Source organism: Poseidonibacter parvus, from assembly GCF_001956695.1.
Lineage (GTDB): Bacteria > Campylobacterota > Campylobacteria > Campylobacterales > Arcobacteraceae > Poseidonibacter > Poseidonibacter parvus.
In genome coordinates, this window is sequence record NZ_CP019070.1 from 552,532 (window position 1) to 575,111 (window position 22,580).

Consider the following 22,580-nt stretch of genomic DNA (forward strand, 5'->3'; position numbering starts at 1 on the left):
TTTCATAATCTAGAGTTTTTATCAGTTTATCTTCTTTTTTTACTTCTAGTTTTAGAAACTCTCTTTGGATTAATTTTAAAATTATAATTAAGATATTTTTTTATCATTAATTCAGAAATATCATACATTTCATCAATATCTGTTTTAACTTTCCATGTAGTTTTATTGTCTTTATTTGCTATATTTTTTTTAAGTTCTAAATTATTTTTATTATATATTTGTAATATTTTTTCAATTGGAAAATTATCTATTAATGGATATAAATTTAAAGATTTTCCATGCTCTTTTTTATAATTATAAAGTAGTGAGAAGGCTAATAATTCGGGAATCCACATTGAACCTTTTTGTATCTTTGTAGAAAAAATAGCACTTAGATACTTATAATAGTCTCGCATAGGCTCTAAACTTCTTTTTATTTTACTATTTAGTGCTGATGGATTTGGGTTTTTATATAAATTTACTAAAGTATCTTTGCTTATAATATTTGAATCAAGATAATTTGTAAGACTTTCTACACTTTTATTTATAAGTGTTATATCACTTTTACTAGCACTTATAAGCATTGGATTTGAATCATCAGAGAAATCTAACTTATCAAAATCATTTAGTAAGGAGTGTACAACTAAAAGTAGAGTATCAACTTTTAGTTTTTGTAAATTAATACCTTCACATTGTTTTAATACTAATTTAATTTGACTTTCATTATTCATAATAATCCTACTTGTAAAACTTAAGCACCATTGTATTGATTTTTTTAAATTAGTTCTTCTTATTTATTGCTATAATAATGTTCTATTTGTGCTAATTTATTGGTTTGTTTGTGTTAAAATATATTATGAAAAAAGAAACTCTAGAAAAAAGAACAAAAATTGCTAATGATATTTTGTACTATATTTATACTCACATTGAAATACATATTGATTTAGAAGAGCTTAGTATTGATTTAAAGGTAAGCAAATTTCATATGCACCGTATTTTTAAAGAGGTATTTGGACGAAATATTTATGAAAGTATTAAATCAATTAGATTACAAAAAGCATCAAATCTACTTTTAACAAATAAATACTCAACAATTTCTAATGTAGCAAATATGTGTGGCTATTCATCTCAATCCTCTTTTATAAAAATTTTTAAAGATAGATTTGAACAAACTCCTAAACAGTGGAGAAAAGGTGGATATAAAGAATACTCAAATAAAATTTTAGAACAACTTGAAATTGCCAAAAATTCAACAGCAGACTTTTCAAATGTAAAGCCTGATATTGTAAAAATGCCAGCGATGAAAAGCTACTATATAAGAAACAAAGGTTATACATCCAATATCAAAGAAACTTGGCAAAAACTTAAAACTTGGGTTTTAATAAATGAAATTAAAGATTATAAACAAATCGCACTTTTTCATGATAATCCTACTATCACACCTCTAGATGATTGTCAATATATAGCTTGTATAGTTCCAAGCAATGATGAGAAAATAAATAGTGATAGACTTCCTTCTTTTAATATAGCTTCAGGTGTTTATGCAAAATTTGATTTGCAAGGTAAGCAAGGAGATGTTTTAAAATTCATTCATTGGGTTTATCATGAATGGCTTCCAAAAAGTGAGTATGAAACAACAACAAAACCATCTTATACTGTTTATAGAAAGAATAATCATTTAAATAATTCAAATGAATTTGACATTAGTTTTTATGTTTCTATTAATTTTTAGGATTTGAAATTTGAAATAAAGATAAAAAGACCTAATTAGGTCTTTCTACCATATAGCCACTTCCTCTAATATTTTTAATAAAATCTTCTTTTAAAACTTTTTTTACTCTATTTACTTCTGCTCTTATTGTTGCATTATCTATAAAGTCATCATTCCATACATAGTTTCTAAACATATCATATTGAACAACTAAAGATCTATTATGTGCTAGTAACTCAATAATTTGTATTTGTCTTTTTGGTAGAATATGAGGTTCATTATTAAACAATAAAGTCATAGTTTCTGAATCATAAGAATAATTCTTTGATAGTCTTTTATGTCGTTGAGGAACAATAGTTGTTTTTAAAATCTTGTTTATTCTAATAGTTAACTCTTTTAAATGAAATGGTTTTTTCAAATAATCATGACAGCCAATATCAAAGGCTCTTGAAATATCTTCAATTTCAATAAGTGCTGATATATAAATTGTTGGAATCATTCTTTTTTGTTCATGTAAACTTTCTAATATTGTAAAACCATTAATATCAGGTAAGTTAATATCTAAGATTAACAAGTCAAATTTTTCTTCACTTAAAGTTTGTATACACTCTTTTCCTGTAGTTGCACTTTTTACAACATGTCCTGTTGAGCCTAAGTATTCACTTATCATCTCATTTAACATTACGTCATCTTCTAATAGTAATATTTTCATTTTATTTCCTTAAATATATATGTAAATGATGCCCAGTTTTCACCTGACTCTAGTTGTATACCAACATTTTCTTCACTACAAATTCTTTTTACTAGATTTAACCCAAGTCCAAAACCTTCTTGGTCACTTATTTGTTCTCTATAATACTCTTCAAATATTTTTTGTTGATCTAGTATTTGCTTTGAACGACTTTCAATTACTAAATAACAATCTTGGTTTAAAACATTCATTTTTACTTTTATTGTTTCATTTGGTAGTGAATATTTAATTGCATTTGTAAGGTTATTATCTACAATTCTTTGAAGTTTAATTTCATTAAAGTTTAATAGTATTATTTTTCTTTGCGATGAGAAGTCAAAATTACATTTAAATTTTATTGCAGATTGTGAGAAGAAATCAATTCTTGATCTTACAAAATCAACAAGGTTTATTTCATGTGTTGCTTCATTGACTTGATTTTTTTTAATTAAATAGCTTAAGTCATCATATATACTTGAAATATTTTTCATAGCAACTTCAATATTCGTCATATGTTTATTTTTACCACTTTCCATTTCATACATTTCAATATTCCCCATAATAATTGATAAAGGAGTATTTGTTTCATGAACTGCATGTTTTAGAAATTGTTTTTGAGAATCTACTAGATTTTGCGCATAAATCTTTCCTTCTTCTAGTTCTTTTGATTGTTCATTATAATCTTTTGATGATTGTTGTATTAAATGAGTCAAGGCTTGTAAACTTCTCGCATGTTCACTTATTGGCTGATTTGATGTTTGAATATCACATGATATTTTTTTATTTGTATCATTAATTTTCTCACTTAAAGCAACAATAGTAAATGTTTGATTTAGTAATTCATTATGTCCATTATCATGATAAAACTCTCCATAAGTAAAGAAACCTGAAGTAGGGGCGATTTGTGAAAAAGGCTTTATTTCAATTTCAACCATACTTGGCATATATCTTCTTCTTGCCATACATGAGTAAATGAAAAAAGATTGAGTGTCTTTTATATTACATGTATCAAATAATGACTCTAAGGGATTACTCATGATAAGTTCTACATTACCAAAACCTAATTTTACATTATCTCCTTCATATAAATTACCTGCAAAACTAAGACTTCCATCTTTGTGTTTATTTATAACAGCACGTGCTACTGGTAAACCATTTCTATGTGCAATTAATGGAAATTCAATTCCAGTAGCTGGAAGTGCTTTTGCTACATACTCTCCTAAATACTTTTCATAAAAGTCTAAAGGTTTCATTCCTGATATTTGATACACTCTATTATCTTTAACTTTATCAATAGTATGTTCTATTCCAATTGGTGACCAATTAAAATTGTAAGCATTACAAACTTTTAATGTTTTGGAGTTTAAAGCAACTCCTACTGCACCATTTATAATAACTTCACCTTGTGAAGAAACAAAGGTTTGTGTAAAGTTTGCATTATCACCTGCCATTCCTCCTGAAACTATTACCTTATTATTTACAGATTGAATACCTTTTATAAAAGCTTCACCATTTGTCTTTGCACCATCAGAAAATGTAATAAGAAGTTTAGTATCTTCTTTGCATAACTTTTGAGCTAATTCAACACCATTTGTAAAAGAGTCTTTTTTTCTTACAAAAGTTGTTTCTAATGTAGTGTTTTCAAATATTGAAATAGAAATAATTGTATGGCAAGTTGTTACTTTACTATTATTAATTTCTCCATCAGTAGATGAACCTATACAAATAGCTTGTGGAAGTTTTTCTAATAATTGTGTTGCAATTACTTTTAATACATTTTTATTGTGTCCGCAAAAAATTTGTATTAGAATGTTTTTTTCTTTTTTTAATAATGAAAAGTCTATTAATATATCTAAGTCTTCTTCATTATATGTATAGTTAAATGTTTTCATAAAATATTGTATCATATATATTGAAAAATTAGAAGAAAAAAATCGTGTTAAAAGTACCTAAAATTGGGAAATTGTAACAAAAAAACGCAGCGCTATATTCAAGCTATACAATAGCTATAATTAGGCTATAAATCTCATGTAGAATTTCACTAAGCGAAAAACATAAACTCTTTTAAAGAGATGTTTTTTCATAAAATAAAAACTAAAAGGATATAAAATGGCATACGCTAAACCTCAATATAAAGAACAATTTGAAAATTTCATCGGTGGAGAATGGGTTGCACCATTAAGTGGAGAATATTTTGATAATATCTCACCTGTAGATGGAGAAGTTCTTACAAGAATTCCAAGATCAAATGAAGCTGATGTAGATGCAGCAGTTGCAGCTGGTATGGTTGCTTTTGAATCATTCAAGCATTCTACAGTAATTGAAAGATCAACTATGTTAAATAAAATTGCAGATGCAATTGAAGAAAACTTAGAAGCTTTAGCAATTGCTGAAACTTTAGATAATGGTAAAGCAGTAAGAGAAACACTTGCAGCTGATGTACCTTTAGTTGTTGATCACTTTAGATATTTTGCATCTGTTATTAGAGGTGAATCTGGTGATGTTTCTGACTTAGACGAAAATACAATTTCTCAAGAAATTCATGAGCCTTTAGGTGTTGTTGCTCAAATTATTCCATGGAACTTCCCATTATTAATGGCAGCTTGGAAAATTGCACCAGCATTAGCAGCAGGAAATGCAGTTGTATTAAAGCCAGCATCAGCGACTCCAATGTCAATTTTAATGTTAATGGAAACAATTCAAGAAGTTCTTCCAAAAGGTCTTGTTAATATTATTAATGGTGCTGGTGGAAAAATTGGTAAGCATTTATCAACTCATCCAGATATCAAAAAAGTTGGATTTACAGGAGAAACTACAACTGGTCAATTAATTATGCAGTATGCAACTGAGAATATTATTCCTTCTACATTAGAACTTGGTGGTAAATCGCCAAATATTTTCTTAGAATCAATTATGGATAAAGATGATGAATTCTTCGATAAAGCAATCGAAGGTTTAGTATTATTCGCATTTAACTCAGGTGAAGTTTGTACAGCACCAACTAGAGCATTAATTCAAGAATCAATTTATGAGCCATTTATGAAAAGATGTTTAGAAAGAATTGAAGCAATTACACAAGAAAACCCATTAGATCCAACTACTAAAATGGGTGCACAGTGTTCAGTTTCACAAAAAGAGAAAATTCTTTCTTATATTAAAATTGGTAAAGATGAAGGTGCTGAGTGTTTAATTGGTGGTGAAGCTTATGATAATAAAACTTTCCCTAATGGAAACTATATCAAGCCTACAATCTTTAAAGGTCATAACAAAATGAGAATCTTCCAAGAAGAAATTTTTGGACCAGTTTTAGCAGTAACTACTTTTAAAACAGAAGAAGAAGCACTTGAAATTGCAAATGACACTATCTACGGATTAGGTTCAGGAGTATGGTCAAGAGATGCTCACCAATTACATAAATTCTCAAGAGGAATTGAAGCTGGTAGAGTTTGGGTAAATTGTTACCACATGTACCCATCTCATGCATCATTTGGTGGATATAAAAAATCAGGAATCGGAAGAGAAACTCACATGATGATGTTAAACTCTTACAGACACACAAAAAATATCTTAACATCTTACTCAAAAGATGCTATGGGATTCTTCTAGGCCAAAAGCCTTAAATCTAAACAGTTAAGATAAATGCATAGAAGATTTCTTCTATGCATTTTTTTTTGCATCTTACATAATATAAAGGATTTATTATGAGTATAGAAAGAGTAGCTATAACTCCTGCAGCAGCAGATGTAGTTGAAAGATTAAAAAAAGAAAATGGCGAGTTAGTATTTAACCAAAGTGGCGGTTGCTGTGATGGAACAGCTCCTATGTGTTATGCTAAAAGTGATTTTTATGTTCCAAGTAGAAATGTTAAGTTAGGTGAAGTATGTGGAGTTGAGTTTTTTATTGATAAAGACCAGTTTGAATACTTTAGACATTCTCATATTACTATTGATGTTAAAGAAGAAAAGGGTGCTTTTGGTAATTCTTTTTCTCTAGAGATTGATTTAGGTTATCAGTTTATTACCGTTTCACGGATTTTTACTGATGAAGAATATAATCAGTTAAGCCCTGAAGAGAAAAAATAGAAAAATAAAAAGTAGAATTTATTTTCTACTTTGTTTTATTTTTCTTCCTCATTTGTAACAAGTGCTAAGTTAGATAAATTATACTTTTGAAGCAAATCTAAAACTTTTATTACTCTTTGATATTCAACTTTTTTATCTATTCTAACTATTACAGATTTACTTTTGTTTTCAATTGCTTTCAAGTTTTCTTCAAGTGATTCAAACGATACTTCAATACCTTTAATAGCTAGTTTTTGTGAGCTTAACTCAATAAATACTTGATCTTTATCTACTTGCATTTCTTTTGCATTTGAACTTGGTAAATCAAGTATTAAAGCTAGTTCATCTTTTTTAAAAACAGAAGAAACAATAAAAAATATTAAAAGAATAAAAACAACATCAATAATTGGAGTTAAGTCTAAGCCTAATGCTTCTCTTCTTTTCATTTATTTATGAACCAACTATTTCTTTTTTAGCTTTTAATTCAATTGCATCAAGCATTGAAATAAAATGATTATATGCAATATGATGAGGAATGGCTACTATTAAACCTGCAATTGTAGTAATTAATGCAATTGCAATACCATTTGAAAAAATAGTAGGATCACCTAATCCACTTTTAGTAATTGCTTCAAAAGATTTATATACACCAAATACTGTTCCTAAAAGACCAAGTAAAGGTGCAATAGTTGCAATATTCTTAATAAGTGTTAGTCCAGATTCAAGTTTTTTAACTTCATATTCTATTTGTGAAAATATTGTAGATTTACTATTTAAATCAGTTTTACTTTTTATTCTTTCTATCATTGCATTTTTTCGAGGAAGTGTAAAAAACTTCCAAAGAATTATTGTAAATCCAATTGCATTAAGTGCAATTAAAATATAAACTATTATTCCACCTTTATCAATATAATCCATTAAAACCATAAATACCTCATAAATTTTTCTTTTATTGTACAAAACTTTTGTTAATAGATGGTACAATTTTTTATGAACTATACAAATTCCCCAATACAACAAATTACATTTAACAATCAAGAGATTTTTGTAAAAAGAGATGATTTATTGCATAAAGACTTTTCAGGAAATAAAGCTAGAAAGTTTTACTATTTTTTAAAAAATGACTTTAAAGATATTAAAAAAGTAGTATCTTATGGTTCTTGTCAATCTAATGCTATGTACTCCCTTTCTTGTCTTTGCAAAATTAGAAATTGGGATTTTGAGTATTATGTTGACCATATTCCAAGCTATTTAAAAGATAAGCCAATTGGTAATTATAAGGGTGCTTTAGATAATGGTATGTGTATTATTGAAAAAGAATTAGAAAAAGAAATCCCATCAAAATTTGAAGAGGACACAATTTTTATTCCTGAAGGTGGAGCTTTGCAAGAAGCTCAATATGGAATAAAAATACTAGCAGATGAAATAATATCATGGTCAAAAGAAACAAAACAAAAAGACTTAAAAGTTTTTTTACCCTCAGGTACGGGAACAACTGCTTTATATTTACAAAAGTATTTACCTTTTGAAGTATTAACATGCGCTTGTGTAGGTGATAGTGAATATTTGAAAAAACAATTTAATCTTTTAGAAAGAAATAATCATCCAACAATTTTAGAAATGGAAAAAAAATACCATTTTGGGAAATTATATAAAGAGTTTTATGAAATTCATAAACAGTTAAATAAACAAACAAATATTGAATTTGATTTGCTTTATGATTCTTTAGGGTGGTTATGTGTAAATAAGCATTTATATACTAAGAAATATAATATTTTATACATACATCAAGGCGGATTACTAGGTAATATATCAATGAGAGAAAGATATAACTATAAATATGATAAAATCCAATAAAAATTTGGAAAACTATGCTATCAAAAAATGAAAAAAAGATATTAAAACTAATTAAATATACCCCAGTTTTAATAGTAGGTTTCTTTTCAATCCTTATAACTTATCTAATTTTTTTAGATAAAAACATACAATACAAAAAAGATGTAGATTCTTTAAAAAGTAGATTTCTTGAAGATAATAAAAATAGAATAAACTTAGAAGTAAATCGAGTTTATAATTATATACTTCATGAAAAAACTAACAGTGAAAAAAGACTTAAAATTTTACTTAAAGAAAAAGTAAATGAAGCTCATAAAAATATGACATTTATATATGAAAAATATAAAGACAAAGAGTCAAAAGAACAAATAATAAATAGAATAAAAGATTCATTACGTAATTATAGATTTAATCACAATAGGGGATATTTTTATATTTATGAAAAAAGTGGTAAAAATATTCTATTACCAACTAAAAAACATCTAGAAGGGAAAGATTTTTGGGAATATAAAGATTCAAAAGGTTCTTTTATAATTCAAGATATGGTTAAATTACTTAAAAATAATAGTGAATCTTTTTATGAATGGTATTGGTACAAACCAAATGATAATACGAAACAAAAAAGAAAATTAGGAATTATAAAAGAATTTGAAGCATATGATTTATTTGTTGGGACTGGTGAATATATTGAAGATTTTGAAAATGAATTAAAAGAAAAAGTATTATCTTATATTCAAGATTTAAAATACTCAAAAAATGGCTATGTATTTATTTTGGATTTTGAAGGTAAATATTTAGCCCATGTCAAAAAAGAGTATATAGGTTTAAATAGAATATCTTTAAAAGATAAGAATAATTTTATGATTACAAAAGAGATTATAAAACATGCTAAAAATGGCTCTGGATTCTTAAAATATATTGGAACAGTAAAACCAAATACAAATTTGCCTGCTGAAAAAACTACTTATGTTAAAGGTTTTGCACCATGGGAATGGGCAATTGCAACTGGCTTTTATACAGAAGAATTAGAAGAACAATTAAAAAAGAAAGAAAAAGAAATAGAAAAAAATAATGCTGATGATATTTTTAATTTTCTTTTAATTAGCGCAATACTAATTTTTATTTTTATTTTATTGTCTTTTTACATATCAAAAATCCTAGAAAAGCAATTTTTAAAATATAAAAAAGAAGTTTCTTCACATATTGAAGAAAATAGAAAAAAAGATACTGTTTTAGCACAACAATCAAAAATGGCAGCAATGGGAGAAATGCTTCAAAATATTGCACATCAATGGAGACAGCCATTAAATACGATTAGTACTATTTCTAGTGGAATTAAATTTAAAAAAGAGTTTGGATTATTAGAAGATGATGAACTTATAAAATCAATGGATAGTGTTAATGGTTCTGTTATGTATTTATCCCAAACTATTGAAGATTTTAGAGAGTTTTTTAACCCAGATAAAAAAATAAGTACTTTTGATTTAAAAAAGACAATCAATAAAGCAATAAAACTTCTTGAAATACAATTTGAAAATAAAAATATATTAATAATAAAAAATGTTGAAGAAGTTCAAATTCATGGCTATGAAAATGAACTAATACAAGTAATAATAAATATTTGTAATAATTCAAGAGATGAATTAATAAAAAAAGACCAAAACGAAAAAATTATAATCATTGATATGTATAAAAAAGATAATGAAATAAAACTTATCATAAAAGACAATGCAGGTGGAATTAAAGAAAATATACTAAGTAGAGTATTTGAACCTTATTTTACTACAAAACATAAAAGTCAAGGTACTGGAATAGGGCTTTATATGTCTCAAGAAATCATAGTAAAACATATGAAAGGTTCAATTATTGTGTATAATGAAGAGTTTAGCCATAATGGAATAAAATATAAAGGTGCAACTTTTGAAATAACTCTTCATTAGATTAAGTAAATTAATATAGGGATTGAAAATGCTTTCAGGAAATGAAAAGAAAATTATTAACTTTATTAATTATTTACCTTTCTTAGTATTCATCTGTTTATTACTTCTTATATTCCTTATTTATTTACATAATATTTCTACATATCAAAAAGATGTAAATAATTTAAAAAAAACTTTTATAAAACAAAACAAAGAAATTATTAACTCAGAAGTAAATAGAGTATATAAATATATAGTACATGAAAAATCAAATAGTGAAGAAAGATTAAAAGAATCTGTAAAAAATAGGGTTAATGAAGTACATTCTATAATAACTGCCAATTACAATAAATATAAAGATATAGAAACAAAAGAACAAATTACACAGAGAATAAAAGATATTTTAAGAAATTATAGATATAACAATAAACAAGGCTACTTCTTTATAAATAATTTTGATGGTTTAAATGTTTTACACTCCTTGAATCCTTCACTTGAAGGTACCAATATAAGTAATTTAAAAGACAAAAGAGGGAATTTTACTTTTCTTGATTCTATAAAAACTTTAAAAAATAAGAATAGTTCTTTTACTACAGTATATTGGGGTAAAGAAAATGATTTAGATAATGATTATAAAAAGATTAATTACAATAAAGTATTTAAGCCATATAATTGGTTTATAGGTACTGGAGAATATGTTGTTGATTTTGAAAAAAAGCTTAAAAATAAGATACTTTCTTATATTAGCTCTCTTCGGTATTCTGAATATGGTTATGTTTTTATTATTGATTATGAGGGAAATTATTTAGCTCATATTAAAAAGAATTATTTAGGTCTTAACCGAATTAATTTAGTAGATAAAAATGGTGTTGAGATTACAAAAGAGACTATTAAAACTGCTAAAAATGGAGATGGTTATATCCAATATATGGGTACAATTAAACCAGAACCTAATATTGCTTCACCTAAAACTACTTATACCAAAGGTTTTCAAGATTGGAACTGGGCCGTTTCAAGTGGTTTCTATCATTATGAATTAACTAAAAAACTAAAATTAAAAGAATTAGAACTTTATAATAAAAATAAAAAAGAGCTAATAAGTTTATTAAGTATAAGTATAATTTTTTTAATAGTATTTACATTATTATCTTTATATATTTCAAGGTTATTAAAAAAAGAATTTTCAAGATATAAGAGTGAAGTTTTTAAGTACATAGAAAATAATAGAGAAAAAGATAATCTTCTAGCACAGCAATCAAAAATGGCTGCAATGGGAGAAATGCTTCAAAATATTTCACATCAATGGAGGCAGCCTTTAAGTTTAATAAGTACTATTTCTACAGGAATAAAAGTAAATAAAGAATTAGGACTTTTTGATGAAAAGACATTAATAGAATCGATGACAAGGATTAATGATTCTACAAAGTATTTATCTCAAACAATTGAGGATTTTAGAGATTTCTCAAACCCAAATAAAAAACAAATTGAATTTGATTTAAAAAAAACAATTAAAAAAGCAATAAGTTTACAAGAAGTACAGTTTAAAGAAGAAGATATTAATCTAATTTCTTATCTTGATAAAATAAAAGTATTTGGATACGAAAACGAGTTGATTCAAGTTCTTCTTAATATAATTAATAACTGTAAAGATGAATTTAAAAGATCAAATCTTGAAGAAAGAATAATTATTATTGAACTTATAAAGAAAAACAAAAAAGCAAATATACTTATAAAAGATAATGCAGGTGGAATTGATGAAAGTATCATAAATAGAGTCTTTGAACCATATTTCACAACAAAAGACAAAAGTCAAGGTACAGGAATAGGACTTTATATGTCAAGGGAAATAATTGTAAAACATTTGGAAGGTTCTATAAGTGTTAAGAATGAAGAATTTACTTTTAATAAAAAAGAGTATAAAGGTGCAAGGTTTAAAATATCTCTTGATTTAAAAAATTAAGTTAAATCTTTTTTATACTCTTTTATTTAAGTTTAGATATAATCGCTAACTATGAAAAAGAACAATATAATATTAATAGGTTTTATGGGTGTTGGCAAGGGTACAATTGCAAGAGGATTAGTGAATAATTCTACTATGTTTGCTATTGATACTGATGATTTAATTGAAAGTATGGAAAACCGAAAAATAAAAAAGATTTTCGAAATTGAAGGTGAACCTTACTTTAGAAATTTAGAAAAGAAAACTGCACTATGGTTGGAAGATAATGTATCAAACACGATTATTTCAACTGGTGGAGGTTTTTATAAGCAAGAAAATATTAACAATATTGGAAGAGTAGTTTATTTGAAATCATCTTTTCAAGGGATTTTAGACAGAATAAACGCTTGTCCAAATGCAGATAAAAAACTTAAAAAAAGACCACTTTTACAAAATCTAGAAGAAGCTACAAAGCTTTATGATTCAAGAGTAAGTGATTATGAGAGAGTAGCTGATATTGTTATTGATGTTGAGAAAAAAGAATTAGAAATTATTGTTGAAGAGATTTTAGGACAGATATAAATGAAAATAATAAATACGCAAGATAAAAATTTTAAAGAAGAGTTTGATGGAATTTTAGCACGTGCTAAAAGTGACATAAAAGGTGTTTCATCAATTGTTACAGGAATTATTGACGAAATCGTTGAAGAAGGTAATACAGCTTTAAAAAGACATATTTCAAAGTTTGATAAATGGGAAGTTAAAGATGATAATGAGCTTTTAATTTCAACTGTTGATATGGAAAATGCTTATAATAATATTGATGAAAAATTAAGACAAGCACTTCATACGACATACGATAGAATTAAAAAATACCACGAAAAACAACTTCCTAAATCATGGTTAGATTTTGAATCAAATGGAACTATTCTAGGTCAAAAAGTATCAGCAGTTGATAGAGCTGGACTTTATATTCCTGGTGGAAAAGCAGCATATCCAAGTTCTCTTTTAATGAACGCAATTCCTGCAATTGTAGCTGGAGTTGAAGAGATAGTTGTTTGTACTCCTACACCTGATAATGAAATAAATGAATTGCTTTTAGCAGCTTGCCACCTTTGTGGAATTAAAAAAGCTTATAAAGTAGGTGGTGCATCAGCAGTTGCAGCAATGGCTTATGGAACGGAAACTATTCCAAAAGTTGATGTAATAACAGGTCCTGGTAATATTTTTGTAGCAACTGCTAAAAAGTTAGTATTTGGGGAAGTAAATATTGATATGATTGCAGGACCATCTGAGATTGGAATTCTTGCAGATTCAAGCGCAAAGCCTAAATACTTGGCGATTGATTTATTATCACAAGCAGAGCATGATGAAATGGCTAGTTCTATTTTGATTACAACAGATGAAAATATTGCAAAGCAAACAAGTGATGAGGTAGAAAATTACCTTAAAACTTTAGAACGTGAAACAATTGCACGAACTTCTATTGATAATAGAGGTGCTATTATTGTTGCAAGTTGCATGGATGAAGCAATTGAGCTTATGAATGAAATAGCTCCTGAGCACTTAGAAGTTATGACTGTAAATGCTTTTGAATTATTACCATATATCAAACATGCTGGAGCTATTTTCTTAGGTGAAAATACACCTGAACCTATTGGTGATTATGTAGCAGGTCCAAATCATACCCTTCCAACAGGAAGTACAGCTAAGTTTTATAGTCCCTTAAATGTGGAAAATTTTATGAAAAAAAGTTCAATAATAAACTTTTCAAAAAATGCTATAAATGAACTTGGTGAAGCTTGTGCACTTCTTGCTGATACAGAAGGTTTAACAGCACATGCAAAATCAGTTAGAGTTAGATTAGAAGATAAATAGAATTATAAAATAAAAGAAAATAAAAGGAAAAATAATGTCAGTTTTTAATGAATGGTTAAGTGAAGATGAAGATGATATATTTATGGGAAGCCCAAAATCAAAGTTTTTTGATGTAAGTAGAGAGGCATCTGTTGATGTTGTTGAAGATGAATGGGATAAAGTAATTGAAAAATTAGCAGTATTAGAAATGATGCTTTCAGAAGGAAAAGGCGAAGACTTTGATATCAATCAAGTTATTAAGCAATACACTTTTGATAATATAGAAAAAGTAAATGCAGTAAAAAAAGGTTTATACGTTGAATTTACTGGTGAGATTATTTGTAGATTAGATTCATAAGGTAAAAAGTGGAAGAGTTAGAAGCTGTAAAAAGTAAAATAAAGACATTTGTAGAAGATTGTAATGATGAAAAAAGTTTAGAATTATTAGAAAAATTAGCAACTGGAAAGATGCTAAGATCTAAACTTATTTTAAAAATTGCAGGTGAAAGTATTGAGAGTATAAAATTATGTGCAGTTGTTGAGATGATTCATGCTGCATCACTATTGCATGATGATGTTATTGATGAAGCAGATACTAGAAGAGGAAAACCTTCTGTAAATGCTTTATATGATAATAAAACATCTATTATGTTTGGAGATATTCTTTATTCAAAAGCCTTCACGCAACTTACTTTAATGGATAAAAAAATTGCATATACAGTTTCTAATGCAGTTACACTACTTAGTATTGGTGAAATGTTAGATGTAGATTTAACAAATAGTTTTAATACTTCTTATGAAAAATATAATGATATGATTTATAAAAAAACTGCCTCATTAATTGAAGCAGCAGCAAAAGCAGCAGCTATACTAGCAGGTTTAGATGAAGAGAAATATGCCCTTTATGGTAGAAACCTTGGTCTTGCTTTTCAAATGATAGATGATATTTTAGATATCACACAAGATAGTGCTACTTTAGGAAAACCTGCAATGTTGGATTTTGTAGAAGGTAAAGTAACTATTCCTTATCTTTTATTACATGAAAGATTAGAAGATAAATCAAAGCTAGAAAAATTATATAAAAAAGATTTATCACAAGAAGAATCTTCTTGGATTAAAGAGCAAATGAGTGAAACAAAAGCTTTAGAAGATTCAATTAAAATGGCAAAAGACATTGGTAATGAAGCAATACAAGCTGTTAAAGATGAAGAGAATAGTCAAACTTTAATTTTTATAATGAAAGCAATGATTGAAAGAGAGTTTTAATGAGTTATTTAATAATTAGTTTTTCTCATAAAAATACAGATATTGAAATGAGAGAAAAACTAGCTTTTGGATCTGATGAAGAAAAAGATAGATTTTTAAAATTAATTTTAGAAGATGGTATTACAAAAGAAGCAGTTTTATTATCAACATGTAATAGAGTTGAAATAATCACAAGATCTTTAAATCCCAACAATAGTGCAAAATTAATTTTAAAACAACTAGCAATTTATTCTAGCGTTGAATATGATGTTTTATATAAACGTGCAGATATTTATGATAATGATGGAGCTGTTCACCATCTTTTCACTGTTGCTTCTGCACTTGATTCACTTGTAATTGGTGAAACACAAATTGTAGGACAGTTAAAAGATGCTTTTAGATTTTCTCAATCAAAAGGGCACTGTGACCAAAAGATTATTAGAATAATGCACTATGCTTTTAAGTGTGCAGCAACAGTAAGAAATGCAACATCATTAGGAACTGGTTCTGTTTCAGTGGCTTCCACAGCAGTTGCAAAAGCAAAAGATATTATCAAAAATACATGTGGTGTAAAAGCTCTTGTAATTGGTGCTGGAGAAATGAGTGAATTAACAATTAAGCATTTACTTTCAAGTGGTTTTGATGTAATTTTAACGAGTAGAGATATTAAAAAAGCTCAAAATTTAGCAAATAGTTTTGAAGAAAATATTGATGTAGCACCTTATGAGAGTTTATCTACACTTTTAGGTCAAGTTCCTGTAATGATAACAGCAACTTCAGCTCCCTATCCAATTATTACAGAAGATAATACTCCTGATGTAGATTTTCAAAGATATTGGTTTGATATTGCAGTTCCAAGAGATATAGATGATATTAATAAATTTGGTTTAGAGATTTATTCAGTTGACGATTTACAAGATATAGTAAATGAAAATATGAGTTTAAGAGCAGAACAAGCTAAAACTGCATATTCAATTGTAAGTAAAATGTCTTTAGAATTTTACGATTGGTTAAAATCTTTAGATATAGAACCAGTTGTAAAAAACCTTTATACAAAAGCTGATTCTGTGATAGATAAAAAAGTAGAACATGCAATAAAAAAAGGTTTTATAAGAGCTGAAGATGAAGAGAATATTAGAAAACTTTGTCAAACAGTTATTACGGAATATTTACACACTCCATCAAAGAAATTAAAGAATATTTCTAAAAATATGGAATGTGATATTGTAGTAGGAACAATACAAAATATGTTCGCACAAAATAGTGATGAAAATCATGAACAATATAAATGTGAACATTTATCAAAAAATTAAAATAGGATAACAATTAATGAAATTTAGCAGATTATTTATGCCAACAACTAAAGAAGCTCCAAAAGATGCAACTTTACCATCTCATCAATATTTAGTAAGAGGTGGGTTTATTAATCAAACTGGTGCTGGAATTTATGATTTTTTACCATTAGGTAAAATTGTTCTTGAAAAAATCAAAACAATTGTAAAAGAAGAAATGGATAACGCAGGTTGTAATGAAATTCAAATGGGATTTATTACGCCAATGTCTTATTGGGATGAATCAGGTCGTTCAACTGCAATGGGTCCTGAGTTACTTAAATTTAAAGATAGAAAAGGTGCTGATTATGTATTATCACCTACAAATGAAGAAGCAGTTGTAAATATTGTAAAAAATAGAGTAACTTCATATAAAGATTTACCATTAAATCTTTATCATATTAACTTAAAATTTAGAGATGAAGCAAGACCTAGATTTGGTCTTATGAGAGGTAGAGAATTCTTAATGAAAGATGCTTATTCTTTCCACTCAACGCAAGAAGATTTAGTAAGAGAATTTAATCTAATGGAAGAGACTTATAAAAAGATCTATAATAGATTAGGTTTAGAGTTTAGAGTTGTAGAAGCTGATAGTGGTGCTATTGGTGGAAGTGGTTCAAAAGAATTTCACGTATTAGCAAATTCTGGTGAAGATACTATTGTAGTTTGTCCTGATTGTGAATATGGTGCAAATATTGAAGCTGCTGTTAGAAAAAAAAGACATTTTGATGCATGGTTTGAAAATACAAATACTCCTGCAACTATGGAAAAAGTTTTAACACAAGATTTAAAAACAATAGAAGACGTTTCAAATTTTTTAAGTGTTGCAAAAGCACAGAATATTAAAGCTGTAATGAAAAAAGCTATTTATGAAGAAAATAGTGAAGCTGTTATTTTCTTTGTAAGAGGTGATGATGAATTAGAAGAAACAAAAGCTTGTAATTCTATTGCTGCTTTAGAATTAGAAGATATTTCAGAAGAAGAGCTTAAAGCTGCTGGTCTAACTCCAGGTTATTGTGGACCTTTTAATTTACCTGAGGGAATTAATTTTGTAATTGATAGTGAATTAGAAAATGAAGTAGGTCTTGCTTGTGGAGCAAATGAAGAGCACTATCATTTTGTAAATACTGATTTATCTGCATTAAAAGATGCTAAATATGCTGATTTAATTACAGTTCAAGAAGGTGATATTTGTTCTTGTTGTGGTGGAAAATTAGAATATACAAAAGGAATTGAAGCTGGACATATTTTCCAATTAGGAAATAAATACTCTGAAGCAATGGATGCAAAATTCTTAGATCAAAATGGAAAATCACAATCATTTATTATGGGTTGCTATGGTGTTGGTATTTCTAGATTAGTTGCAGCTGTAATTGAGCAACATCATGACGATAAAGGATGTATTTGGACTAAAACAACTGCTCCTTTTATGGTTGATGTAATTGTTTCAAATGGAAAAAAAGAAGATGAGTTAAACGCAGGACTTAAAATCTATGAAGATTTAAAAAGTGCAGGTATTTCAACTATTATTGATGATAGAGTAAAAGAAAGATTTGGATTTAAAATGGGTGATTTTGAATTAATTGGATTCCCTTACGCTGTTGTTGTTGGTAAAAAATTACAAGATGGTTTAGTTGAAATCGTAGATAGAAAAAATACAGCAGATAAAATTGAAGTTTCAATTGAAAACGTGGTATCAAAATTACAAGAATTAATATAAAAAATTAGGAAAAAAATTGGAAGAATATTTAAACGCAGAAAGAATAAATGCATTAGTTGATATGGCTATTCCTATTGGAATTAATATTTTAGTAGCAATTGCAGTATTTGTTATTGGTAAATGGATAGCTAGAAAAATTACAGATATTATAGTTGTTTTACTTAATAAAGTAAAAGGTATGGATGAAACATTAGTAAGGTTTTTAGAAAATATTATTTACTATATTTTAATGATGGTTGTTGTTTTAACAGCACTTTCAAAATTAGGAGTTGAAACTACATCATTTTTTGCAATCTTAGGAGCTGCTGGTTTAGCTATTGGTCTTGCACTTAAAGATTCACTTGGAAACTTTGCTTCTGGTGTTATGCTAATTATGTTTAAACCTTTTAAATTAGGTGATTTTGTAACAGTTGCTGGAGTATCAGGAACTGTAAAAGAGATTTCAATTTTCAGTTCTGTAATTATTACAGGTGATAATCAAAAAATGATTGTACCAAATGGTGCAATTACATCTGGAACTATTGTAAATGTAAATGCTAATCCAACTAGAAGAGTAGATTTACTTGTAGGTATTGGTTATGATGATGATATTAAAAAAACAAAAGATGTTTTAACAAATATTTTAGAAAGCGATGACAGAATTATTCATAATAAAGGTTTAACAGTAGCTGTTTCAGAACTAGCTGATTCTTCTGTAAACTTTGTAGTTAGAGCTTGGGTTAATACGCCTGATTATTGGGCTGTAAAGTTTGATTTAACTGAACAAGTTAAATTAAGATTTGATAAAGAAGGAATTTCAATTCCTTATCCTCAACAAGATGTGCATCACCATAATCAAGCCTAATATTCCTTCAATATTAGAAGAGATTCTAAATGACCTACAAAAAATAGGAGCAAAACCTATTTTAGTAGGTGGTTGTGTGCGAGACAGTCTTTTACAAATTCCTTGCAAAGATTATGATGTTGAAATCTTTGAAATAAACTGCTTAGAAACTATAGAAAAATCCTTAAAAAAATTTGGTAATGTTAAACTTGTAGGAAAATCTTTTGGAGTTTTAACTCTAAAAATAGATGAATATGACTTTGATTTTGCACTTGCAAGAACAGAAAAAAAAATTGGTCTTGGTCATAATGACTTTGAGGTAAGTACAAATGCTTTTTTAAGCTATGAAGAAGCTGCTTTAAGGCGTGATTTTACAATCAATTCAATTGGCTATGATTTTATAAATGATGAGTTTTTAGACCCCTTTAATGGAATAAAAGATTTAGAAAATAAAAAGCTAAAACATATAAATGATGATACTTTTATTGAAGATGCTTTAAGAGTTTATCGAGTTATTCAATTTGCTTCAAGATTTGAATTTGATGTGGATGAAAAGACAAAAGAACTTTGCGAAAAAATGGTTTTAAATGATGATTTAAAACACTTAGCAATTGAGCGAATTTATGAAGAGTTCAAAAAACTTTTTTTAAAATCACAAAAACCATCAATAGGGTTTAAACTATTAAAAGACTTAGGTGCGTTAAGGTACTTTCCTGAACTTCAAGCCTTAGTAAATTGTAAACAAGATAAAGAGTATCATCCTGAAGGTGATGTTTGGGTTCATACTTTAATGACTTTAGATGAAATGGCAAAAATAATAAGAGAAAAAGAAATAAAAGATGAATATAGAATTTTATATTTATTTTACGCAGAACTTTGTCATGATTTAGGAAAGCCTTTTTGTACTGAAGAAATAAATGGAAGAATAACTTCGCATAAACATGAAAGTTTAGGAATTGAACCTACAAAAACTTTTTTAGCAAGACTTACAAATGAAAAAAAATTTGTAGATTTGATACTTCCTTTAGTAAAAAATCACTTAGCACCTTTTCAATTATATTTAGCAGATTCTTCATTAAAGGCAGTAAAAAGATTATCCTTAAAAGTTAATATTGAAGATTTATGTTTAGTTTGTCTAGCAGATTGTTTAGGTCGAGATATAAAAGATAAAGAAAAATGCCCAAAAGCTACATCTTGGCTTTTAGAGCAAGCAAAAGAATTAAATATTGAAAAATCAGCACTTAAACCACTTGTTCTTGGACGAGATTTAATAGCTCTTGGTATGAAACCATCAAAACAATTTAAAGAAGTTTTAGATTTTGCATTAGATTTACAAATTGAAGAAAATTTAGAAAAGAATAAAATAATAAAGAGAGTAATTAAAAGATATAAAAAGTAATATAGGATAAAATAGAAGAAATTAGGATTTATAATGATATTAATTAAAAATAAGTTTTTAGAAATTATTAATATTTTAAGAGCTTCTTTTATTTCATTAGTGCCTTATTATGTTTTATATTCAACAGTTTTATTATTAATTGAAATATTAAAGCATTTTAATTTATTCTCATCTTTTTTTACATTAGAAGAATCACATAATTTAGTAAAATTAGTAGTTGGTTTGTTGCCTTTATTAGTCAATATTAGTATTTCATTTCATTTGACAAACTCCCATTTCACAAGTGCTAATAGATTTTTGACAATTATTTTATCTTTAATTATTTATTTATGCGTAGAATTAATTGTATTTGGTATTAACATAGAAAAATATATCTTACCTCAATCTATGATATTTGCAATTTTAATACCACTTGTAGTAAATTTTTTACTTTCAAATTATTTAAAAATATCAAAATCTTATCAAGAAAAATTAAATAATAGTATTTCAAATAATATTGCAACTATGTTAATTTATATTATACCTTTTATCTTAATTTTTTTCTTCTAACATTTCTTTTTTCAAGCGTTAGTATTGCATTAGATTTAACCAGTAATATAACTATTTTTGAAGAAGGGCAAGAGACTTTGCTTCTTTTTTTCCGAACAATAATATCTAATTTCTTATGGTTACTAGGAATCCATGGTATTAACTTTTTTGATACATTAATTAATATTCAAATTCTTGATAATTTCATTTCAGAGAACTTAACTTACAAAGAGTTTTTTAATTTATTTGTGCTTCTTGGTGGTTCAGGTGCAGGATTATCTTTACTTTTGTCAATATTTCTATTTTCAAAAGATAAACATACCACATTAATTGGAAAAATGTCTTTGCCTTTTGTTATTTTTAATATCAATGAAATATTAATCTTCGGAATACCTATTTTTATGAATTTTTCTTTAATAATTCCTTTTATATTAGTTCCTATTTTTAATTTTACACTATCGTATATTTTTATTTCTTATACAGATATTATTCTTTTTAATGATACATTTCTTCCTTGGACAACTCCTGCTTTAATGAATATTTATTTAAGTACAGATGGAAATATAATTGCTATACTTTTTCAACTTTTTCTTATTATTATTGGATCTTTTATTTATATGCCATTTATTAAAAGTTATACAAGAACTCAAAGTTCTACTGTTTCGCTAGAAAAAACTGCAAGAAAATTTGATATTTCTTTAGAAGTTGAATCAAGAAGAGACATTAAATTTCAAGAAGCTCAATCTTCTCTTATTAAATCTCATCATAAAATCAATAAAATTATTGATGAGATAAATCAAGATAATCTTACTCTTTATTATCAACCTAAAATAAATATTCAGAATAAAACTTGTAATGAATTTGAAGCACTTATAAGAATAAAAGACAAAAATGGGATTATGAGAGGACCTGATTTTATTATTGATATTGAAGATTCAGGTTTAGCTTCAATTATTGATATTTGGGTATGCAAAGAAGTTAAAAAAGATTTAGAGTTATGGGCTGAAAAAGATTTTTATCCAGAAATTTCAATTAATATTTTTCCTCATACTTTAGAGGACAAAAATTATATCAATGATATTATTAGTATTCTAAAAGGTTATAATATTTGTTTTGAAATTATTGAAAGACGGTCTTCGTTAAATAAAAATGTTTTTGAAAATATTAAATTGATGAAACAAGAAGGTTTTAAAATCTCATTAGATGATTTAGGAGTTGGTTTTACCAATTTCTCTATTCTTTATGAAATACCACTTAGTAGTGTAAAAATAGATAGAAAAATAATCGAGTATACAAAAGATAAAAAAGGGTTTATTTTATACAAAAACATTTGTGAATTATGTTCAGACTTAAATTATCAAATAATTTTAGAAGGAATTGAAACACAAGATGAATATGATAAACTAGTTAATCCCAAAATTAATATAATTCAAGGCTGGTATTATTCAAAAGCTATTTATTTTGATGAAGTTTATCAATATTCAAAATCTTTTTAGAGTAAA

At 26.7% G+C, this 22,580-nt stretch carries 21 protein-coding genes; 16 read left to right on the forward strand and 5 right to left on the reverse strand.

Translation table 11 applies throughout. From position 1 onward, the window contains the following. Nucleotides 1-26 precede the first annotated feature (26 nt). Complete coding sequence (locus LPB137_RS02730; RefSeq protein ID WP_076084078.1) at nt 27-710, reverse strand: hypothetical protein; 684 nt, start codon at nt 708-710, stop codon at nt 27-29. 125 nt (nt 711-835) lie between these two features. Here LPB137_RS02730 and LPB137_RS02735 point away from each other — a divergent pair, with 125 nt between their 5' ends. Beyond that, nucleotides 836-1,711 carry an AraC family transcriptional regulator gene (locus LPB137_RS02735; protein ID WP_076089180.1) on the forward strand — a complete coding sequence of 292 codons (876 nt, stop codon included), beginning with the start codon at nt 836-838 and terminating at the stop codon, nt 1,709-1,711. 31 nt (nt 1,712-1,742) lie between these two features. Here the strand turns inward: LPB137_RS02735 and LPB137_RS02740 are convergent, their stop codons facing one another. Next, complete coding sequence (locus tag LPB137_RS02740; RefSeq protein ID WP_076084080.1) at nt 1,743-2,402, reverse strand: response regulator transcription factor; 660 nt, start codon at nt 2,400-2,402, stop codon at nt 1,743-1,745. After that, nucleotides 2,399-4,312, reverse strand: coding sequence for an FIST N-terminal domain-containing protein (locus LPB137_RS02745; RefSeq protein ID WP_076084082.1), 1,914 nt, complete (start codon nt 4,310-4,312; stop codon nt 2,399-2,401). The genes LPB137_RS02740 and LPB137_RS02745 overlap by 4 nt, the downstream gene beginning before the upstream one ends. 217 nt (nt 4,313-4,529) lie before the next feature. Here LPB137_RS02745 and LPB137_RS02750 point away from each other — a divergent pair, with 217 nt between their 5' ends. Further along, the gene (locus LPB137_RS02750) at nt 4,530-6,026 is read left to right on the forward strand and encodes an aldehyde dehydrogenase family protein (protein ID WP_076084084.1); all 1,497 of its coding nucleotides are present in this window, start codon (nt 4,530-4,532) and stop codon (nt 6,024-6,026) included. Nucleotides 6,027-6,121: 95 nt separating this feature from the next. Beyond that, nucleotides 6,122-6,502, forward strand: a complete 381-nt coding sequence (locus LPB137_RS02755) for a DUF779 domain-containing protein (protein WP_076084086.1) — start codon at nt 6,122-6,124, stop codon at nt 6,500-6,502. Between the two features lie 35 nt (nt 6,503-6,537). Here LPB137_RS02755 and LPB137_RS02760 read toward each other — a convergent pair whose 3' ends face one another. Together LPB137_RS02760 and LPB137_RS02765 are read right to left on the reverse strand one after the other, a co-directional pair. After that, on the reverse strand, nt 6,538-6,927 hold the full coding sequence (locus LPB137_RS02760; RefSeq protein ID WP_076084088.1) for an ExbD/TolR family protein: 390 nt from the start codon (nt 6,925-6,927) through the stop codon (nt 6,538-6,540). Between the two features lie 4 nt (nt 6,928-6,931). After that, a complete protein-coding gene (locus tag LPB137_RS02765; protein WP_076084090.1) occupies nt 6,932-7,408 on the reverse strand; it encodes a MotA/TolQ/ExbB proton channel family protein in 477 nt (158 codons plus the stop codon). Between the two features lie 63 nt (nt 7,409-7,471). On the opposite strand from LPB137_RS02765, the gene LPB137_RS02770 reads away from it, so the two are divergent. Genes LPB137_RS02770 through LPB137_RS02830 form a run of 13 tightly spaced genes read left to right on the forward strand, consistent with a single transcriptional unit; the run spans nt 7,472 to nt 22,574 of the window. Then, the gene (locus LPB137_RS02770) at nt 7,472-8,338 is read left to right on the forward strand and encodes a 1-aminocyclopropane-1-carboxylate deaminase/D-cysteine desulfhydrase (RefSeq protein WP_076084092.1); all 867 of its coding nucleotides are present in this window, start codon (nt 7,472-7,474) and stop codon (nt 8,336-8,338) included. Nucleotides 8,339-8,352: 14 nt separating this feature from the next. Then, nucleotides 8,353-10,257, forward strand: coding sequence for a sensor histidine kinase (locus LPB137_RS02775; protein WP_076084094.1), 1,905 nt, complete (start codon nt 8,353-8,355; stop codon nt 10,255-10,257). A 28-nt stretch (nt 10,258-10,285) separates the two neighbouring features. Next, nucleotides 10,286-12,196, forward strand: coding sequence for a sensor histidine kinase (locus LPB137_RS02780; protein ID WP_076084097.1), 1,911 nt, complete (start codon nt 10,286-10,288; stop codon nt 12,194-12,196). A 51-nt stretch (nt 12,197-12,247) separates the two neighbouring features. Further along, entirely contained in the window at nt 12,248-12,757 is a 510-nt protein-coding gene (locus LPB137_RS02785) for a shikimate kinase (protein WP_228144684.1), read from the forward strand. Continuing rightward, nucleotides 12,758-14,053 carry a histidinol dehydrogenase gene (hisD, locus tag LPB137_RS02790; RefSeq protein ID WP_076084103.1) on the forward strand — a complete coding sequence of 432 codons (1,296 nt, stop codon included), beginning with the start codon at nt 12,758-12,760 and terminating at the stop codon, nt 14,051-14,053. It abuts the gene before it with no gap. 34 nt (nt 14,054-14,087) lie between these two features. Continuing rightward, nucleotides 14,088-14,390 carry a DUF2018 family protein gene (locus LPB137_RS02795; protein ID WP_076084106.1) on the forward strand — a complete coding sequence of 101 codons (303 nt, stop codon included), beginning with the start codon at nt 14,088-14,090 and terminating at the stop codon, nt 14,388-14,390. An 8-nt stretch (nt 14,391-14,398) separates the two neighbouring features. Next, complete coding sequence (locus LPB137_RS02800; protein ID WP_076084109.1) at nt 14,399-15,298, forward strand: polyprenyl synthetase family protein; 900 nt, start codon at nt 14,399-14,401, stop codon at nt 15,296-15,298. Then, nucleotides 15,298-16,590 (forward strand): glutamyl-tRNA reductase, encoded by a 1,293-nt coding sequence (hemA, locus tag LPB137_RS02805; RefSeq protein WP_076084112.1) that lies wholly within the window; start codon nt 15,298-15,300, stop codon nt 16,588-16,590. Before LPB137_RS02800 ends, hemA begins: the two co-directional genes overlap by 1 nt. 16 nt (nt 16,591-16,606) lie before the next feature. After that, nucleotides 16,607-18,328 (forward strand): proline--tRNA ligase, encoded by a 1,722-nt coding sequence (locus LPB137_RS02810; RefSeq protein ID WP_076084115.1) that lies wholly within the window; start codon nt 16,607-16,609, stop codon nt 18,326-18,328. A gap of 16 nt (nt 18,329-18,344) precedes the next feature. Then, nucleotides 18,345-19,172 (forward strand): mechanosensitive ion channel family protein, encoded by an 828-nt coding sequence (locus LPB137_RS02815; protein ID WP_228144685.1) that lies wholly within the window; start codon nt 18,345-18,347, stop codon nt 19,170-19,172. Then, the gene (locus tag LPB137_RS02820; RefSeq protein WP_083657079.1) at nt 19,147-20,550 is read left to right on the forward strand and encodes a CCA tRNA nucleotidyltransferase; all 1,404 of its coding nucleotides are present in this window, start codon (nt 19,147-19,149) and stop codon (nt 20,548-20,550) included. Before LPB137_RS02815 ends, LPB137_RS02820 begins: the two co-directional genes overlap by 26 nt. Before the next feature lie 33 nt (nt 20,551-20,583). Further along, nucleotides 20,584-21,099, forward strand: coding sequence for a hypothetical protein (locus LPB137_RS02825; RefSeq protein ID WP_076084118.1), 516 nt, complete (start codon nt 20,584-20,586; stop codon nt 21,097-21,099). Nucleotides 21,100-21,122: 23 nt separating this feature from the next. After that, the gene (locus LPB137_RS02830; RefSeq protein ID WP_228144705.1) at nt 21,123-22,574 is read left to right on the forward strand and encodes an EAL domain-containing protein; all 1,452 of its coding nucleotides are present in this window, start codon (nt 21,123-21,125) and stop codon (nt 22,572-22,574) included. Nucleotides 22,575-22,580 lie beyond the last annotated feature (6 nt).

Excerpts from the sequence above, each read along its gene's own strand:
- hemA (WP_076084112.1), top strand. The coding sequence starts at position 15,298 with ATGAGTTATTTAATAATTAGTTTTTCTCATAAAAATACAGATATTGAA.
- LPB137_RS02730 (WP_076084078.1), bottom strand. The coding sequence starts at position 710 with ATGAATAATGAAAGTCAAATTAAATTAGTATTAAAACAATGTGAAGGT.
- hisD (WP_076084103.1), top strand. The coding sequence starts at position 12,758 with ATGAAAATAATAAATACGCAAGATAAAAATTTTAAAGAAGAGTTTGAT.
- LPB137_RS02740 (WP_076084080.1), bottom strand. The coding sequence starts at position 2,402 with ATGAAAATATTACTATTAGAAGATGACGTAATGTTAAATGAGATGATA.
- LPB137_RS02750 (WP_076084084.1), top strand. The coding sequence starts at position 4,530 with ATGGCATACGCTAAACCTCAATATAAAGAACAATTTGAAAATTTCATC.
- LPB137_RS02775 (WP_076084094.1), top strand. The coding sequence starts at position 8,353 with ATGCTATCAAAAAATGAAAAAAAGATATTAAAACTAATTAAATATACC.
- LPB137_RS02760 (WP_076084088.1), bottom strand. The coding sequence starts at position 6,927 with ATGAAAAGAAGAGAAGCATTAGGCTTAGACTTAACTCCAATTATTGAT.
- LPB137_RS02765 (WP_076084090.1), bottom strand. The coding sequence starts at position 7,408 with ATGGTTTTAATGGATTATATTGATAAAGGTGGAATAATAGTTTATATT.
- LPB137_RS02780 (WP_076084097.1), top strand. The coding sequence starts at position 10,286 with ATGCTTTCAGGAAATGAAAAGAAAATTATTAACTTTATTAATTATTTA.
- LPB137_RS02770 (WP_076084092.1), top strand. The coding sequence starts at position 7,472 with ATGAACTATACAAATTCCCCAATACAACAAATTACATTTAACAATCAA.
- LPB137_RS02825 (WP_076084118.1), top strand. The coding sequence starts at position 20,584 with ATGATATTAATTAAAAATAAGTTTTTAGAAATTATTAATATTTTAAGA.
- LPB137_RS02755 (WP_076084086.1), top strand. The coding sequence starts at position 6,122 with ATGAGTATAGAAAGAGTAGCTATAACTCCTGCAGCAGCAGATGTAGTT.
- LPB137_RS02810 (WP_076084115.1), top strand. The coding sequence starts at position 16,607 with ATGAAATTTAGCAGATTATTTATGCCAACAACTAAAGAAGCTCCAAAA.
- LPB137_RS02795 (WP_076084106.1), top strand. The coding sequence starts at position 14,088 with ATGTCAGTTTTTAATGAATGGTTAAGTGAAGATGAAGATGATATATTT.
- LPB137_RS02745 (WP_076084082.1), bottom strand. The coding sequence starts at position 4,312 with ATGAAAACATTTAACTATACATATAATGAAGAAGACTTAGATATATTA.
- LPB137_RS02785 (WP_228144684.1), top strand. The coding sequence starts at position 12,248 with ATGAAAAAGAACAATATAATATTAATAGGTTTTATGGGTGTTGGCAAG.
- LPB137_RS02735 (WP_076089180.1), top strand. The coding sequence starts at position 836 with ATGAAAAAAGAAACTCTAGAAAAAAGAACAAAAATTGCTAATGATATT.
- LPB137_RS02820 (WP_083657079.1), top strand. The coding sequence starts at position 19,147 with ATGTGCATCACCATAATCAAGCCTAATATTCCTTCAATATTAGAAGAG.